Raw genomic sequence first — 16084 nt, 5'->3', positions numbered from 1 at the left:
TGCTGCGCCGGCGAGGTCGCGGCCCGCAATGCGTTCTGTCCCGGTCCCAAGATCTCATCGAACTTTCATGCAGCCATCACGGTTACCCAAGCGGCGACCGCCACCCTCGGTTGACATGAAATTCGACTACAGGCGTCGCAATGTGCTGCTCAACGGCACATTGGGCGTCTTGCTGGCCGGTGGGGTCGGCATCGCCTGCCTGGCCCTCGCCGGTGACGGCGGCAGCGCCGACGCGGCGACCCGGGCCGCCCAGGTCATGCGCGGCACGGTGCAGCAGTCGGTCACCGCCTCCGGATCGGTCGAGAGCGCCGCGACCCGCTCGCTGAGCTTCACGACATCCGGGACCGTGGCCAAGATCAACGTAAAGGTGGGGCAGAAGGTCAAAAAGGGAGCGGCGCTCGCCCGGCTCGACCGGACGGAGGCGCTGGAGAACCTCGCTGCGGCCGAGGCGAACCTGGCAGCGGCCGAGGACGCGGACACGTCCACCCCGCAGGGGTATTCCAGTTACGTGTCGGCGAAGAACGCCTACAACAGCGCGGTCCGGCAGGTCGACGGCACGGTGTTGAAGGCCCCGTTCTCCGGCACCGTCACGGCCGTCAACGGGACGGTGGGCGGTGCCTCGGGCGGATCGGGTGGCGGTTCGTCGGCCTCCGGCACCACGTCCTCGGGAGGCTCGAACACGACGGGCGCGACCGGGAACCCGAACGGTGCGGGCTCCTCGTCGTCCGCCGGGTCGTCGTCCGGCTCCTCCACCGGGACCGGCTTCATCGAGTTGGCCGACACCACGAAGCTCCAGATCGAGGGAAGCTTCACCGAGACGGACACCACCAAGCTGAAGGCGGGCCAGCCCGCCACCGTCTCGTTCGACGCGCTGACCGGGGTCACCGCCGAGGGCAAGGTCACCGCGATCGCCCCGGCCCCGACGACCACCGACAACGTCGTACGGTACGGCGCGACGATCACATTGACCGGAACCCCGCCGGCGGTGCGTCTCGGCCAGACGGCGAGTATCGAGATCGTCGTCGCCCGGGCCTCGAATGTGCTGTACGTCCCCTCGGCGGCGGTACGGACGGCGGGCGGCCAGAGCATGGTCATGGTGCGGGAGAACGGCGAGCCGGTCGCCAAGAGGGTCCAGATCGGCGTGACGGGCGCCCAGGGCACCGAGATCAGATCCGGGCTGGCCGAGGGCGAAGAGGTGGTCATCCCGATCACTACCGGCGGCACGGGAGGCGGCCTCCAGCCGGGCGGAGGATTCCCCGGCGGTGGCCGTCAGGGGGGCCGCCCGCCCGGCGGCGTCGGCGGCGGTCTCGGCGGTGGCGGTGCCGGCGGCGGCGGCGGGGGTCGCGGATGAGCGCCGCCGTGCCGCCGGTCCTGGACGTACGTGAGGCGACCAAGGTGTACGGCACCGGCGACACGGCCGTGCACGCGCTGCGCGGGGTGTCGCTGGTGGTGGAACGGGGCGACCATGTGGCGATCATGGGGGCGTCGGGTTCGGGCAAGTCGACGCTGATGAACATCCTCGGCTGCCTGGACGTGCCGACAGAGGGCCGCTATCGCCTGGACGGCATCGATGTCGGCCGCCTCGACGAACGCCGCCTCTCCATCCTGCGCAACCGCAGGATCGGCTTCATCTTCCAGTCGTTCAACCTGATCCCCAGGATGACCGCGCTGGCGAACGTCGAGCTGCCGCTGGCGTACGGCGGGGTGCGCAGAGAACCCCGGCGGCGACGCGCGCTGGCGGCGCTGGAGCAGGTCGGGCTGGCGGACCGCGTCGATCACGAACCGAACGAGCTGTCGGGCGGGCAGCAGCAGCGCGTGGCGGTGGCGCGGGCGCTGGTGACGGCGCCGGCTCTGCTGCTGGCCGACGAGCCGACCGGCAACCTCGACACCAGGTCGACCGCCGACGTGCTGAACATCCTGGATCGGCTCAGCCTGGCCGGGCGCACCATCGTGGTCATCACCCACGAGGCCGACGTCGCCGCACACGCCAAGCGGATCATCCGGCTCGTGGACGGCCGGATCGCCGAGGACCGGCGGCAGGTGCCCGTCACCGGTCATCCGCCCCGCCACGGCCTCGCGGAGAGCGCTAAATGAGCGCCGTGGAGGTGCTGCGGTTCGCCCTGCGCGGCCTGGCGGCGAACAAGCTGCGCAGCGGCCTCACCACCCTCGGAATACTGATCGGGGTCGGCGCGGTGATCCTGCTGGTCGCCGTGGGCAACGGCTCGTCAGTGCAGATCAAGGAGAGCATCCAGCGGCTGGGCGCCAACTCGCTGACGATCACGAAGTCCACCACGGGAGGCGGGTTCGGCGGGCCCGGTGCCGGGTTCGGCGGACGCGCGGGCCGGTTCGGCGGCGGAGCCGCGGCGCAGCAGCAGAGCAGCGGCCCCCGTACCCAGGCGCACGACCTCACCCTCGCGGACGCGCAGGCCCTCACCGGCACCGGCGAGGCCCCATCGGTGAAGAGCGCGTCCCCGGTCGTGAACGCCCCGGCCACGCCCGCCACGTACGTGGGCACGAGCGCGACGATCAACCAGTTCGTCGGCACCCACCCCGCCTATTTCACGGCGGCGAACAAGTCGATCGCACGAGGGTCCTCGTTCACCGCCGATGACGTGACCAGCGGGCGCAAGGTCGTGGTGATCGGCAGCAGCCTGGCCGACGACCTCTTCGGCACCGTCGACCCGCTCGGCAAGCAGATCAACGTCGGTGGCATCCGGTTCATCGTCACCGGCGTGCTCGAGGAGTCGGGCTCCTCCTCGTCCGCCTTCCAGGACGCCGACAGCGTCGCGATCGCACCGCTGCCGGCCGTACAGGAGAGCCTGACGGGGTACGGAGGGCTCGACCAGATCGTGGTCGAGGCCAGGGCCTCCGAGGTGGTCGACGCCGCCCAGAGCGAGGTGACCGCGATCCTCCAGCAGCGCCACGACATCACCGGCGGGGCGGCCGACGACTTTCAGGTCATGAACCAGGCGAGTGTCCAGTCGGCGGTCGGAGAGGCGACCCGGACCTTCACCGTGCTGCTGGGAGCGGTCGCGGCGATCAGCCTGCTGGTGGGCGGGATCGGCATCACCAACATCATGCTCGTGACGGTCACCGAACGGACCCGGGAGATCGGCGTCCGCAAGGCGATCGGCGCGCCCAAGGGCGCGATCCTGAGCCAGTTCATCGCCGAGGCGACCGTGCTGAGCCTTGTGGGCGGGCTGGCCGGCGTGGCGGCCGGGGTGATCGGCGCCCAGTTCAGCATCGTCGGGGTCACGCCGGTGATCGTCCCGTCGTCGATCCTGCTGGCCCTCGGCGTCTCGGTCGCGATCGGCCTGTTCTTCGGCAGCTATCCCGCGAGCCGAGCGGCCTCCCTTCGCCCCATCGAGGCCCTGCGCCATGAGTGATCCGCCCCGCCCGGCCCGTACCGAACCCGACCGACCGAGTCCCGACCGGCGCCCCCTATCCGCGCCCCCGACCGAGGAGTACGACGACGTGAGCACGATGCGGCGCAAGCCGACGCCCGAGCCGGAGCCCGATCGCCCGGCGGTCACCGACCCCGGTGCCGAGGCGGACGGAGCGCCGGGCGGCCGGCGGGACATGGAGGTGCTGGCCACCTCCCCGTTCGATGACGATCTCGAAGCCGAGCTGGCGGCCCGGCCGCGGCGGGCCGGACCGGCGGGGCTGACGCTCTGCCTTGGCGCCGCTCTCGTGGCGGTGGCCGGATTCATCGCCGGCATCCAGGCGAACAAGACGTGGGGCGGCGAGGACTCCGCCGCGCGGTCGCCGTTCGAAGCCGCCGCTGGCGCCGCGCGTGGGCAGGCCGGCGGCCAGGCGGGCCCGGGCGCCGGTGGCCCCGGCGGCGGCCAGGCGGGTCCGGGCGGCTTCGGCGGCCAGGGAGGACAGCGGCCCGGTGGCGGCCCGGCCGCGGGCGGCGGCGTGACCGCCGGCACGGTTCAGCGGGTGAGCGGCGACACGATCTACCTCCAGACCGCGAGCGGCCAGGTCGTGAAGGTCACGACGAACGGATCCACCAAGGTCCGCGTGACGAAGGACGGTGCCCTGCGCGACGTGAAGAGTGGATCGTCCGTCGTCGTACAGGGCACTCCCGGTCAGGACGGCACCGTGACGGCCACCAACATCGCCGAGGGAGGTGCGTTCGGCGGGCTCCGGCAGCGGCCGGCCGGGGACGGTACCCCCTGACGAAGGCCGCCGCCTCGGCACGAGGGGTCAGCGGCGAGAGGTCAGGCGTTCGGGCAGCCGGACGGTGATGAACTCGTTGGCGTCCGCGCTGCCCGGCGTCCGGGCGGCGTCCATCGGGAAGTTGTTGTCGTTCAGCACGCCGAGAGTCCGGTCGCCGAGGACGACGACGGCCTCGATGGTGAAGAACGGGAACCGGAACGTCTCGCCAGGGACGCCGAGTCCGTGCGGATTGGCGATGTTCAGCAGGTCGACGACCTCGGACTTGTCGACCTGACCTTCCGCGTCCTGATCGGTCGTGTCGACCAGATAGATCTTCTTGACCGCGGCCGCGTCGCCCTGCAGGTTGTCGCGTTCGATCGCCACGAACCGGTTCTCGTCCACGGCCACCAGGTCGGCGGCGGCGAGGCCGGGGGCCTCCATCCGGTACGTCCAGCGGCGTCCGGTGAAGGCGGCGTCGCGGCGGTCGAACTCGTACAGGCGCAGGTGCTGCGGATCGTCCCCGGTGACCGGCCCCTCGAGCATCGGGTACAGCTTCGAGCCGTCCGGGGAGATCGCGAGGCTTTCCAGCCCCTTGCTGTTGCCGAGGTTGGGCGTCTCCCCGGGCACCAGATCCGGGCTGTTCTTCGTCTTCACGCCGGGCACCGGGATGGGCCTCTGCAGGAGCCGCCCGGCGCGATCGAAGTGCAGCAGGTAGGGGCCGAACTCCTCCCCGATCCAGTACGTGCCGTCAGGTGCGCGCACGATCGACTCGGGGTCGAAGTCGGCGCCGGTGAGCACCCGGTCGGCCCTGGTGAGCGGGAAGTGCACGAAGCCCTTCGGGTCGCTGAGGGTGAGACCGCCGCGGACCTGGATCAGGCCGGTCGAGAACCTCGGCGCGATCCGGTGAATGCGCAGCTGGAAGTCGGCGCTGTTGGCCTTGGCACCGAACCCGTTGTCGGACAGAGCGTCGAACGAGCCGTCCCGGTTGCGGATGACGCCGCTGAAGCCCTGGATCGGCTGATGGGCGAAGGGAGGTCGCACTCCGTTGATCGGCTCGGTGCCCAGCGCGGACCCGGACGGCTCACTGCCGGGGACGAAGGACTCGGCGGGCAGTCGCGCGAATCCGGTCAGTTCCGCCCGGTTCGGATCGCTCTCCGCGGCTGCGGCGCCCTGTGGAGTCGCCGCCGATGACGCGCTGCCGGAACCGATGAGGGCGGCGGTGACACCACAGGCGATGATCAGACCGAGGACGGGCTTTCGCATGGATCGACTCCCGAGCATGGACTTCGGACCGGAGGAGCACACGACATTACGTGACGGCGTGGATCTTCAAAGGGTTATCTGCGGATATCGGCCGATTTTTGCCTGGGGGCCGGCGCGGATGGTCAGGCCGATGGCGCACGCCGGCCGGCCGTCCCCGGCAGGCGCATCCGGGCGAGCGTCCCGCCACCGCCGGCGGGTTCCAGCGAGATCCGCCCCCCGGTCTCGCGGACGACGAGGGCGACGATGGACAGCCCGAGCCCTGAGCCGGGCAGGCTCCGGGCCGACGGCGAGCGCCAGAACCGGTCGAAGACGTGCGGGAGGTCCTCGGGCGCGATGCCCGGCCCGTGGTCCCGTACGGTCAGCTCGCCGTTCCGCAGGCGCACGTCGACCACCCCACCGGGTGGGCTGAACTTGACGGCGTTGTCGAGCAGGTTCATCACGGCCCGCTCCAGCTGGCCGGCGTCGCCCCGTACCTGCCAGGACTCCACCGAGGCGTCGACCCGCAGGCCGGGGCCGCGCAACCTGGCGCGTTCGACCGCGTGACCGACCACCTCGTGCAGCGCCACCACTTCGGTCGCCCGCTCGTTCTCGGCCGGCCTGGCCAGTTCGAGCAGGTCACCGACCAGGCTCGACAGCTCATGGAGCTGGGCCTTCACATTGACCAGCAACCGGTGCTTGGCGTCCGCGGGAAGGTCGCGTCCGGCCGCCTTGCTGCGCAGCAACAGGTCGATGTTGGTCCGCAGACTCGTCAGCGGCGTGCGCAGCTCGTGTCCCGCGTCCGCGATGAGCGCCCGCTGGCGGTCTCTGGAGGCGGCCAGCGCCCGGGTCATCGTGTTGAACGAGCTGCCCAGCCGGGTGATCTCGTCCTTGCCGTCGACCGGGATGAACGTGTCCAGGTCCTCCGTACGGGCGATGTGCTCGACGACATCGGTGAACTCGTCCACCGGCCGGAGCCCCGCACGCGCGATCAGCAGCCCGGCCGACGCGGCGCCGAGCACACCGAGCAGCGAGACAGGGATGAGCAGCAGGGCGAGGTTGTTCAGCGACTCCCGCACCTCGCGCAGGGGAAGCGCTATGGAGATCGTGACCACGCCCCTCGTACGGCGGGTCAGGATGCGCATGGGGACGCCGTCGGTGGTGACGCCGTTGCGGAAGACCTCCGCCCGCTCGCCGGTCGCGACCTGGACGTCGGAGCGGGTGACGACGAGCGACTGCGGGGAGCTGGGCAGCGCGCACCGGGTGCCGTCGGGCCGTACCAGCTGAACCGTGTAGCGCAGCGGGTTCGGCCGGGTGGGCTCAGCGGTGCCCCCGCCGCAGTTGAGGATCGCGTTCGCGATGTCGTCCGGGCGCCCGGCGGGGGTCTTGACGAGGGTCTGGTCGAGTTGCCGGTAGAGCTGGTTGCGGGTGAGGAACCAGCTGACCGCCGCGCAGGAGGTCACCGCGACCGCGACGGCCACCGCCGTCAGCAGGGTCAGGCGCGCGCGGAGCGTCAGCCGGCGGGTCATGGCGTGGCCGCCGCGCGCAGGACGTAGCCGATCCCGCGCACCGTATGGATCAGGCGGGGCAGCCCGTCGACCTCGGTCTTGCGGCGCAGGTACATCACGTACACGTCGAGGGAGTTGGACGCCGGCTCGAACTCGAACCCCCAAACCGTCTGGAGGATCTGCTCCCGGGTGAGCACCTGCCGCGGGTGGAGCAGCAGCATCTCCAGCAGCGTGTACTCCGTACGGGTGAGCTGGAGCCGCCGGCCCGCGCGGATGATCTCCCGGCTCACGGTGTTCATCCGCAGGTCCCCGAAGGCGAGTACGTCGCCCTGCTCGGCATCGGGCATGCCCTGGGTCGCCGCGCTGCGCCGCAGCAGCGCCCTGATGCGCGCGAGCAGTTCGTCCAGCTCGAACGGCTTGCCCAGGTAGTCGTCCGCGCCGGCGTCCAGCCCGGTGACACGATCACCGACCATGTCCCGGGCGGTCAGCATGAGAACGGGGGACGTACGGCCCCGCCCCCGCAACCGGCGGCAGGCCGTCAGGCCGTCCATGCGCGGCATGAGCACGTCGAGCACGATGAGGTCCGGCTCCTGGAGCTCGACCTGTTCCAGGGCGGCCACGCCGTCGCCGGCCTCGACGACCTCGTAGCCCTCGAACACCAGGCTGCTGGTCAGCGATTCGCGCACGGCCGGCTCATCGTCGACGACCAGGATCCGGGCACGCCGCTCCGGCTCGCCCGAGGCATCGGCCTTCCGGGTATCCATGAAATACCAAGCTAACCGGGCGATTCGGCCAGTCAGCCCACCCAGCCGGAGGTCAGGTGGCTTTTCATCCAAGTCTCATGAACTATTGAGGGAGCCCTCAACCGCCACTCGCCTGGCAGGCCGACGGTGCGGGCCCCAGCCGTGGATGCCGGTCGCGGGTGCCGGTCGGCCTCGCAGCTCGTTGACCTGGAAAGTCCGTCAGCGATTCGGCTGGATGTTCGGACACTACCGTACGAGTATGTGTAATCACAGAGAGAACACGCCCGGTTGAGGGGGAGTCTGGTGAAGTCACTTCGTGGGATGGCCGTCGCGGTGATCGCGGCGATGACGGCGAGCGCGTGCACCGCATCGGGTGGTGCCGCGCCGGTGGCGTCGCCGCCGTCCGGGTCGTCTCCTGAACTGCGGCAGTTCTACGAACAGAAGTTGTCCTGGACGGACTGTAAGGACGGCTTTCAGTGCGCGAAACTGAAGGTGCCCAAGGACTACCGCAACCCCGGTGACGGCGAGTTGAGCATCTCCGTGATCCGCCTGCCCGCCCATGACAAGAAGGCTCAGCGGATCGGCTCGCTGCTGACCAACCCGGGCGGCCCGGGTGGCTCCGGAGTCAAGTTCGTCCGCGAGTCGGGCCAGGCGTTCGGCAAGGCCCTGCGCGATCGTTTCGACCTCGTCGGGTTCGATCCGCGTGGCGTGGGCGAGAGCGACCCGGTGCGCTGCCTCGAGCCCAAGGATCTCGACCGATACTTCGCCACGGACTCATCGCCCGACAACCAGCAGGAGCAGAACAACCTCGTCTCGATCGGCAAGCACTTCGCGCAGGGATGCGAGTCCAGAGCCGGCAAGACGCTCCCGTACATCGGCACGCTCGACGCCGCCCGGGACATGGACGTGCTCCGCGCCGCGCTCGGTGACAAGCGGCTGTCCTACATCGGCTTCTCGTACGGCAGCTACCTGGGCGCCTTCTACGCGGACCAGTTCCCCAAGAACGTGCGGGCCCTGGTGCTCGACGGCGCCGTCGACCCGAAGCTGTCGTCCGACGAGATCAACCTCGAGCAGGCCAAGGGCTTCGAGACCGCGTTGCGCGCCTTCGCCGCCGACTGCGTGAAGAGCCCGGACTGCCCGCTCGGCACCGGAAGCGTGGACGAGGCGCTCAGGAAGGTCAGCGAGCTTCAGCAGCGGGCCGACCAGAAGCCACTGAAGAACACCACGGGCGACGGCCGGCAGGTCACCGAGGCCCTGGCCACCCTGGGAATCGCCACGGCCCTCTACAACAAGCAGAGCTGGGCGGCGCTGAGGATGGCCCTGAAGCAGGCCATGAAGGGCGACGGCAGCATGCTCCTCAGGCTCGGCGATCTCCTGGTGGAGCGCAGCGAGGACGGCCGCTACACCAACCAGACCGAGGCCAACATGGCGATCAACTGCGTCGACAAGCCCTACCCCGCCGATCTCAAGGCGGCCGAGCAGGTGGCCGCACAGGCCAAGAGGATCGCGCCGCGGTTCGGCCCGTTCGTGGTGTGGGGCAGCCTGCCGTGCACCTACTGGCCCGCCAAGACCACCCAGGAGGTCAAGGAACTGACCGCGAAGGGAGCCGCCCCGATCGTGGTGGTCGGCACGACCCGCGATCCGGCGACCCCGTACAAGTGGGCCGAGGGCCTGGCGAGCGAGCTGTCGTCCGGCCGGTTGCTCACCCTCGAGGGCGACGGGCACACCGCCTACCTGCAAGGCAACCCCTGCATCAGCCGGGCGGTCGAGAACTACCTGATCAAGGAACAGGCCCCACAGCAGGGGACGGTCTGCCGATAACCCATGCGCGGAACGCCTCCCGGACCCGGTAGACTCTTGCCGCTGTCCGGGGACGGCGCGCCGCCTTAGCTCAGTCGGCAGAGCGATTCACTCGTAATGAATAGGTCATCGGTTCGATTCCGATAGGCGGCTCGCAGCTCAAAGGCCCCTTCCGATCTTTCGGGAGGGGCCTTCTGCTGCCGAGTGAGTGACCAACTGAGTGACTATCCATCAGTGGCCTGCTCAGCGAAGATCTCATCCATCGTCTCGGCGCCGGCCAACAGTACCGGACGGATCTGCTTGCGGTAGACCTTCTCCGTGACGATCGTGCCGGCGTGGCCGACCAGACGAGAGATCTCTTCCAGCGGAACACCGGAGTCCGAAAGCAGCGAGACGAAGCTGTGCCGCATCTCGCGGGGTGTCCACTCCTTTGGGTCGAGATCGGTCTTCGCGAGGACGCTCCGGAAGGAGCGCAGGACGTTGTTCGGGCTGCGCTCGGTCCCGACCCGTGACGCGAACACCAGCCCGTGATCCTGCCCAGCGTTTCCCCGCGGCTTTGCGCTCGGACTGCTGAAGCTCGCGGTGGTTGTGCAGTGCCTCGACGCAGCGTGCGGGCAGCGCCAGCGTCCGGCGGGACTTCTTGGTCTTGGTGTCCCGGCCGGCGCGGACCGAGTGCCAGACCATGATTGACGGTGGCTCGGCATCGGGCACGCCGTCGAGATCGACATGTGCCCAGGTAAGTGCTCGAAGTTCCTCGGTCCGTGCGCCGATGAGGAGCGACGAGACGACGTAGGCGTACATAGGGGTGCCTTCGGCCGCCGTCAGAACTGCCACGGCCTGCTGGAGCGTGAGGGCTTTCGAGGGGAGCCCTTCTCGCCCTTGTGGGACCTCGCAGAGGAGGACGACGTTGCGCTTGACCTTGTCGCGGGCCTGGGCCCGTTCGACCGCGCGTTTGAGGATCGACCTGAGCTGCCGAAGAGTATCCGTGCCGAGTTCATCGGACTTTGCGACCAGCCAGCAATCCATGTCATCGGCGGATAGCTCGCGATCAGCCACGGTCGATCGTTGTCGAGTGGGCCGGAGTCCAGCTAAGCAGGATCTCGGTTACGAACCGGGCCGGTTCGCGCTCCGCTTTCGCTCGCTCGTTCCGGCGGCGAGCGGGCGCGGCCGGCCAGCGCCAAGGCGCTTCAGGGTCGGTCCCCTGTCGTAGATCAGAGAAGGGGATCGGCGGACCGGAGGGCCAGGTGAGCCGACACCATCCGAGGGGATCCTCCGGAGGTGGGCCGGACCGGAAACCAGAGCCGAGCCGAATGAGGGGAGTGGATGGGGGTGCTGGAAGTGGTCAGAGCCCGCGTCATCTCGTGGGTGCCTCCGGCGGGGGCACTCCAGCTCCGGGATGATCATTCCCGAAGGGCAGGGAAATCCGAGGTCCAGGTGGAAGCCTGATCGTCCCGTCTGCCGCCATCCCGATCACAGATCTACCAGACCAAGTCAGGGGCTGTCTCGGTCGTTCTTCCATCGGGAGCTCCACCGAGACAGCCCCTGACTTGGCCCGATAGCGCACAGCGCGGGACGACAGCAGACGGGAAGATCAGGCCGGGGGAAACTGCGCTCTACGAGCGCGTGGATCAAGTTGCGACCCATGCCCGCGATAGTAGGGATCCTCGGCTGTCCAGTGCCGGCCAGATCGCAGATGATCGCCGGGCGCCGGTAGATGATCTTTCCGACACGCCTACCGTCTCCAAGGGAGAGCACGTGCGCGCTCGTATCATCGCCGTCCTACTCATGGCCCTGGCGGCCCTGCTCGCCCCGGTGGGCGCCGCCACCGCCGCGACACCGGGGACCGCCACCGTCACCTGCGACAAGGCGACCAACACCATTTCCGCCCGACTGTCGGGCACGTTCGGGACGATGTCCGCCGGCAGATCGATCATCGTGGACTTCACCGTGCTGACGGGCAGCGCCGTCTCCACAGGCGGCACTTCGGCCCAGATCCCGGACGTCGGCAGGCGCCTCGCGAGCGTCCCGGCGACGGTAGGATCTGACTGGTCGCTCAACGTCGAGGGCTACACCAAGACCTGGAATGCGGCCGACTACAGCTTCTACACCGAAACCGTCCGGGTCACCTTCCGCACCCCTGAGGGCGCGCAGTACCCCGGTTACTACGACGGCACTTGCACTTACGACACCCGTACCCAGCTGGCACTGACGTGCGATTCCGCCACGAACACCTTCGCCGCCCGCCTGGAGGGCGAGAACTTCACCCCCGACCAGCCGCTCAAGGTGGAGTACTACAACAAGCCCGTCTACCAGTACACCGCGGACAGCCCCCGGTGGACCACCACGCCCTACTTGGCCGCCCAGCAGGACATCACGGCCTCGGCAGACGGGACCTGGGTCAACACCGCCTACGCACACACCGTCGGGCCGCACTACTACCTGTCGTACGACGTCAAAGCCGAGGTGAAGGAGCGGCAGACCAACCGGATCGTCGCCCGCGCCACCGCGTACTGCCTCTACACCGCCCCATGACTGGTGGCGCGCGTGGCACCACCATGGCACCACGCGCCCGGGGGAGACTGCGCTCTACGAGCGCATAGGATCGACAGGCGAGTGACTAACTGGGTGACAACGGGCACGCGCCACCCTGGACAGCTATGGACGGCAGCGGACGGGCATCGCCAGGTCGGCAGAGACCTCGAGCGCGGAACGAGTACATGACCTTCCCTCGTAATGAATAGGTCATCGGTTCGATTCCGATAGGCGGCTCCGCAGGTGGAAGGCCCCTTCCGATCTTCGGAAGGGGCCTTCTGCTACCGGGTGAGTGACCAACTGAGTGACTTGGGCTCCAAGGGTTCCTGAGCAAAGATTTCGTCCAGCGCTTCGGCGCTCAGCCTTACTCAAGACGCTCCGGAAGGATCGGAGCACGTTGTTCGGGTTGCGCTCGGCGCCCACCCGTGAGGCGAAGACGAGATCATGATCCTGCCATCGTGTCCAGGCAGGTGCCAGCCCGCGAGGCCCCGCCCCCGCGCAAGTCCGGAACCGTCCAGCTCCACCATGCCAGCCGACGTCTAACCCATTCCGGCATATAGCCGGCAACCCTTCTGATCATCCGGCAAGCACCGCACCTGCAGCATCGTCCGGAACTCTTCCCGGCGCCAGGCACGCTCTCCCAGCTCGGCCAACGCTCGGATCGCGTGCTGCTGTGTCGGCGTCAGTTCATCGAATGCAGGTGGCCACCAGATGTCCTCGGAGCCGAAGGCAAGCCTCATCACCGAGGCGGTTACCGGGAAGACGCGATCGAACAGGCCTTCATCCCCCAGGGGCTCTGAGCTCAACAGATCCAGCAAATGGGGAAGGGTCAGGTCGATTTCCTCTGGAAACCAGCCGAGGAGATGGGCCGAGGCTGCGCGGACGGTTGGGTCCGGATCATCCAACAGCGCGCAGAACGTTGGGGTGCCCATGCGGACCGCGTCGTAGGCGGCCAGCGCCCATGGGGAGGTGCTCATGCCCTGTCCGGCATCGCCGGTGACAGACGGCGGCAGCCGGGCGACCTCATGCCGCCAAGCCGCGACATCAAGGCCAAGATGTGCGGGGTGGTCGACTACACCGATCGCGAGCGTTTCCAGGAGTTCCACGACGGCCGGGCGATCGGGCGTGTCGGAGGTGGCGGCCAACCGCAGGATGAACGGCACGGCGGGAACGGACGCCTCGTACCGTGTGCCCTGGTGACAGATGCAGGCCCACAACTCATGGCAGGCATCCGGTTTCCCAGCGCGTAGATCCCGTATCAGTACCGGAACGTTAGCGGCCGAGCCGTACGCGTGCCGCAGCCGAGCCCACTCGACGTTGTCGAGGCCGGCAAGCAGATCGTTCACGTTTCTCTCCTGTCGAACCAGCCACTGCTTGGCCGGGACTGAAGTCATTTTCGCGGACGGCCGCCGACGCACCTCGTACCTGGCGTCGGAGTAGACGTCTGCAGGTCACTGCCCAACCGCTCGCATCTGTGCAGGCCACGCCAACCCCGGAAAAGAACCAGGCCTACAGGCCGACTACGACGGCGTTCCGCGTAGGGCCGTGTGACGAACTGACGGCACGCGGCCGGGGCCTCATGGATCGCCTGGGCGTAGACCCGGAGCGTGATCGCCGGATCAGCATGGCCCAGCGGGGCAGCTTCCACGTGGACAGGAACGCCCGCCAGGAGGAGCGTGGTTACGTGGATGTGCCGGAGATCGTGGACGCGGGCATGGGGGAGTGACTCGGTGGCCTTGGGTCCCTCACCATGCCGCCGACCCCTCCCCACCGACCCACGCGACATCCTCAAGCAGATCCACTGGCGAAGAGGTGCGCACAAATTGAGAGGGGGTAGGGCCACGCAACTCCTCACCCGGCCATAACCTAGTGGCATGGAGACGGTCGTTATCGGTGTCCGCGGTAGCCATTTGGCGCAGGCCATGGTGCGTGAGTACCTTGCCAGCCTTGTCCCCTGCCCGGTGATCAGGTTCAAAACCCGCACCATCACCACGGACGGTGACCGGGATCGCAAGAGTCCGCTGAGCGAAGTGGGCGGGGACGGGGCGTTCTCCAGCAGGCTTGAGGAGGAACTGCTGGCCGGGCGGATCGACGTGGCGGTGCATTCTCTCAAGGATTTGCCGACCAGCATGCCGCCGGCGCTCGCCCTGGCCACGACCCCGCCGCGTGCCGACATGCGGGACGCGCTGTGCGGCTCCACCCTCGCGGCCCTGCGTCCCGGGGCCAGGGTCGGCACTGGATCGCCACGGCGGATCGCGCAGCTCAAGGCACTGCGCCCGGATTTGGACATCGTGCCGATCCGCGGCAATGTGCCACCGCGTCTCAGGCGCCTGGAGACCGGGTTGGACGCCGTGGTGTTGGCGGCGGCTGGGCTGCGCCGCTTGGGCCTTGAGGACCAGATCGCGGATCTGCTTCCGTTGGAAGATTTTCCGCCGTCGCCTGGTCAGGGGGCACTCGGCGTCCAGATACGGGCGGCCGACACCGAACTGCGGGAGATGCTCTCCTCGGTGGGCGATCCGGTCGCGGACGCCGCGGTTCGCGCGGAACGGGCGCTGCTCGCCGAACTGCATGGCGGCTGCTCGGTACCGGTCGGAGCCTACGCGGTGCCGGCTGAGGGGCGCGGTCTGCGTCTGAGCGCACAGGTCACCTCGCTCGACGGCAGCCACAAGGTGGTCGCGAACGCCTTCGGCCGGGACCCAGAGGCGCTTGGTGCGCAGCTCGCCGCCACGCTTGTCATGTCCGGGGCGGAGCACATCCTGCGGGAAATCCGAGCCACGGTGTAGTACTCCAGTCAGCCAACTCTTCGATCGCCCAGAGCCGGCCCGCAGGTCATCACGCACCTGACGAGGGTCCCAGCGGGCGTTGTTGAGCAGCCGCTGCCTCCGATCAGGGGTTGCGTCCCCGGCCGCCTCGGCCGGCTGCCACCCGTTCTTACGCTCCACCGGAGCCGGCAAACCCATCAGGTGCTGTGGTGGTTGGAGGCCGTGGATTAGCCAGGCGCTGGGAGCCGTGCTCTTGGGAGCTTCAGTGTCGCTTCGAGCACGCGGATTAGTCGAGGGACGGGCAGACCTGGTCGTTGCCTGCCATGTGGCGGCATCACTCCAGCGTACGCGCCAGTTCTGCGGCGGCGTACGTAATGATGTGATCCGACCCGGCGCGCTTTAACATGGTGAACAGCTCGAACAGCAAGCGATGATCCCCGTCGGCCCCCATTAGTCTGGTGTATTCGCCCGACACGGAGAACGGCGCCAGCGGTACAGCGCAGATCCGCTTTAACGCGACCAGCACGTCGGCGCAGAACAGGGCGGGCTCCAGCAGTAGCATGTCCGCGCCCTCTTCGATGAACTCCAGGGAGGTCCGGACCGCGCGCGTCGGCCGCTGCGGATCCACCTGAAATACGCGGCGCTCGCCGGACGCCGGAATCGCGTCCATGGTGCGGCGATAGCCGTCGTAGAGCCTTGAGTCGAAGATGAGATGCGGCATGATGCGAATGCCCGACCGCCCGTCATCGTCCAGTGCCTGACGCACCCGACGCACGCTTCCGGGCAGCATCGCGGCCGGTCCCACGATGTCCGCCCCCGCTTTCGCCTGCACCACCGCCTGTTCCGCGATCGCCTCGATGGTGGCCGCGATGTCCGGGCTGCCCGCGTCATCGCCTACATGGCACTCCCCGGTGTCCGTGAACGAGCACAGACATGTCTCGGTCATTACCGTCATCGACGCGTCGGCCGCCTTCACCTCCTGGATGGCTCGGGACATCATGCTGTCGCGGGCGCGGCCCGCCGACCCCAGGGCGTCGCGGCGATCGCCGCCGGCGAACACCTTGACCGCGCTGACCCCGTGTCTGACCAAGTCCTTCACGGCAGGACCGACATCCCGCAAGCCCAGCGTCGGCATCGGGCGTGCCCCGGCCTCCGGGTCGTCCCGGACCAGGAAGACCATTGCCAGATCCGAGGGCTTCAGGGTACTGACCGTCTCGCCGGTGACCGCGAACTCTGTGACGTCGTGCTCGATCACGAACTCACTCCCGTCCCAGGAAAGGGCTGCTGATATGGCGGCCATGCCAGTCGAATCCGAAATCCTTTTGACTAGACGCAGCAC

At 68.7% G+C, this 16084-nt stretch carries 14 protein-coding genes, 1 tRNA gene and 1 pseudogene; 9 read left to right on the top strand and 7 right to left on the bottom strand.

Annotation, left to right across the window (positions count from 1 at the left end; translation table 11 throughout):
• Positions 1-115: 115 nt before the first annotated feature.
• The 4 genes from HKK74_RS21500 to HKK74_RS21485 all read left to right on the top strand — a co-directional run bounded on the left by HKK74_RS21500 (position 116) and on the right by HKK74_RS21485 (position 4182).
• Positions 116-1351, top strand: coding sequence for an efflux RND transporter periplasmic adaptor subunit (locus HKK74_RS21500; protein ID WP_187245054.1), 1236 nt, complete (start codon positions 116-118; stop codon positions 1349-1351).
• Positions 1348-2094, top strand: a complete 747-nt coding sequence (locus HKK74_RS21495; RefSeq protein WP_187245053.1) for an ABC transporter ATP-binding protein — start codon at positions 1348-1350, stop codon at positions 2092-2094. Before HKK74_RS21500 ends, HKK74_RS21495 begins: the two co-directional genes overlap by 4 nt.
• On the top strand, positions 2091-3386 hold the full coding sequence (locus HKK74_RS21490; protein WP_187245052.1) for an ABC transporter permease: 1296 nt from the start codon (positions 2091-2093) through the stop codon (positions 3384-3386). The genes HKK74_RS21495 and HKK74_RS21490 overlap by 4 nt, the downstream gene beginning before the upstream one ends.
• A gap of 88 nt (positions 3387-3474) precedes the next feature.
• Positions 3475-4182 carry a hypothetical protein gene (locus tag HKK74_RS21485; protein ID WP_187245051.1) on the top strand — a complete coding sequence of 236 codons (708 nt, stop codon included), beginning with the start codon at positions 3475-3477 and terminating at the stop codon, positions 4180-4182.
• A 27-nt stretch (positions 4183-4209) separates the two neighbouring features.
• On the opposite strand, the gene HKK74_RS21480 is transcribed toward HKK74_RS21485, so the two are convergent.
• The 3 genes from HKK74_RS21480 to HKK74_RS21470 form a co-directional block, all read right to left on the bottom strand.
• Positions 4210-5424 (bottom strand): esterase-like activity of phytase family protein, encoded by a 1215-nt coding sequence (locus HKK74_RS21480; protein WP_187245050.1) that lies wholly within the window; start codon positions 5422-5424, stop codon positions 4210-4212.
• Positions 5425-5546: 122 nt separating this feature from the next.
• On the bottom strand, positions 5547-6929 hold the full coding sequence (locus HKK74_RS21475; protein WP_187245049.1) for a sensor histidine kinase: 1383 nt from the start codon (positions 6927-6929) through the stop codon (positions 5547-5549).
• Positions 6926-7672 (bottom strand): response regulator transcription factor, encoded by a 747-nt coding sequence (locus tag HKK74_RS21470; protein ID WP_187245048.1) that lies wholly within the window; start codon positions 7670-7672, stop codon positions 6926-6928. The genes HKK74_RS21475 and HKK74_RS21470 overlap by 4 nt, the downstream gene beginning before the upstream one ends.
• A 282-nt stretch (positions 7673-7954) precedes the next feature.
• Between HKK74_RS21470 and HKK74_RS21465 the strand changes: the two genes are divergently transcribed.
• The gene (locus HKK74_RS21465) at positions 7955-9472 is read left to right on the top strand and encodes an alpha/beta hydrolase (RefSeq protein WP_312881658.1); all 1518 of its coding nucleotides are present in this window, start codon (positions 7955-7957) and stop codon (positions 9470-9472) included.
• Positions 9473-9531: 59 nt separating this feature from the next.
• Positions 9532-9604, top strand: a tRNA-Thr gene (locus HKK74_RS21460).
• Positions 9605-9675: 71 nt separating this feature from the next.
• On the opposite strand, the gene HKK74_RS41520 is transcribed toward HKK74_RS21460, so the two are convergent.
• Positions 9676-9972 carry a tyrosine-type recombinase/integrase gene (locus HKK74_RS41520; RefSeq protein WP_312881657.1) on the bottom strand — a complete coding sequence of 99 codons (297 nt, stop codon included), beginning with the start codon at positions 9970-9972 and terminating at the stop codon, positions 9676-9678.
• A 1234-nt stretch (positions 9973-11206) separates the two neighbouring features.
• Here HKK74_RS41520 and HKK74_RS21450 point away from each other — a divergent pair.
• Positions 11207-11983, top strand: a complete 777-nt coding sequence (locus HKK74_RS21450) for a hypothetical protein (RefSeq protein ID WP_187245047.1) — start codon at positions 11207-11209, stop codon at positions 11981-11983.
• 539 nt (positions 11984-12522) lie between these two features.
• Here the strand turns inward: HKK74_RS21450 and HKK74_RS21445 are convergent.
• Positions 12523-13329 carry a hypothetical protein gene (locus HKK74_RS21445; protein ID WP_187245046.1) on the bottom strand — a complete coding sequence of 269 codons (807 nt, stop codon included), beginning with the start codon at positions 13327-13329 and terminating at the stop codon, positions 12523-12525.
• Between the two features lie 233 nt (positions 13330-13562).
• On the opposite strand from HKK74_RS21445, the gene HKK74_RS21440 reads away from it, so the two are divergent.
• Together HKK74_RS21440 and hemC are read left to right on the top strand one after the other, a co-directional pair.
• Positions 13563-13709 (top strand): hypothetical protein, encoded by a 147-nt coding sequence (locus tag HKK74_RS21440; protein WP_187245045.1) that lies wholly within the window; start codon positions 13563-13565, stop codon positions 13707-13709.
• Positions 13710-13857: 148 nt separating this feature from the next.
• Positions 13858-14766, top strand: coding sequence for a hydroxymethylbilane synthase (hemC, locus tag HKK74_RS21435; protein WP_187245044.1), 909 nt, complete (start codon positions 13858-13860; stop codon positions 14764-14766).
• Positions 14767-14805: 39 nt separating this feature from the next.
• Here the strand turns inward: hemC and HKK74_RS40120 are convergent.
• Positions 14806-14940 (bottom strand): annotated as a pseudogene (locus HKK74_RS40120) (IS701 family transposase); the annotation flags it as partial.
• A gap of 139 nt (positions 14941-15079) precedes the next feature.
• Entirely contained in the window at positions 15080-16000 is a 921-nt protein-coding gene (locus HKK74_RS21430) for a porphobilinogen synthase (RefSeq protein ID WP_187245043.1), read from the bottom strand.
• Positions 16001-16084: the final 84 nt, after the last annotated feature.

This window comes from Actinomadura alba (assembly GCF_014323705.1).
GTDB lineage: Bacteria > Actinomycetota > Actinomycetes > Streptosporangiales > Streptosporangiaceae > Actinomadura_C > Actinomadura_C alba.
This window is presented reverse-complemented; position numbering and strand designations above follow the sequence as displayed.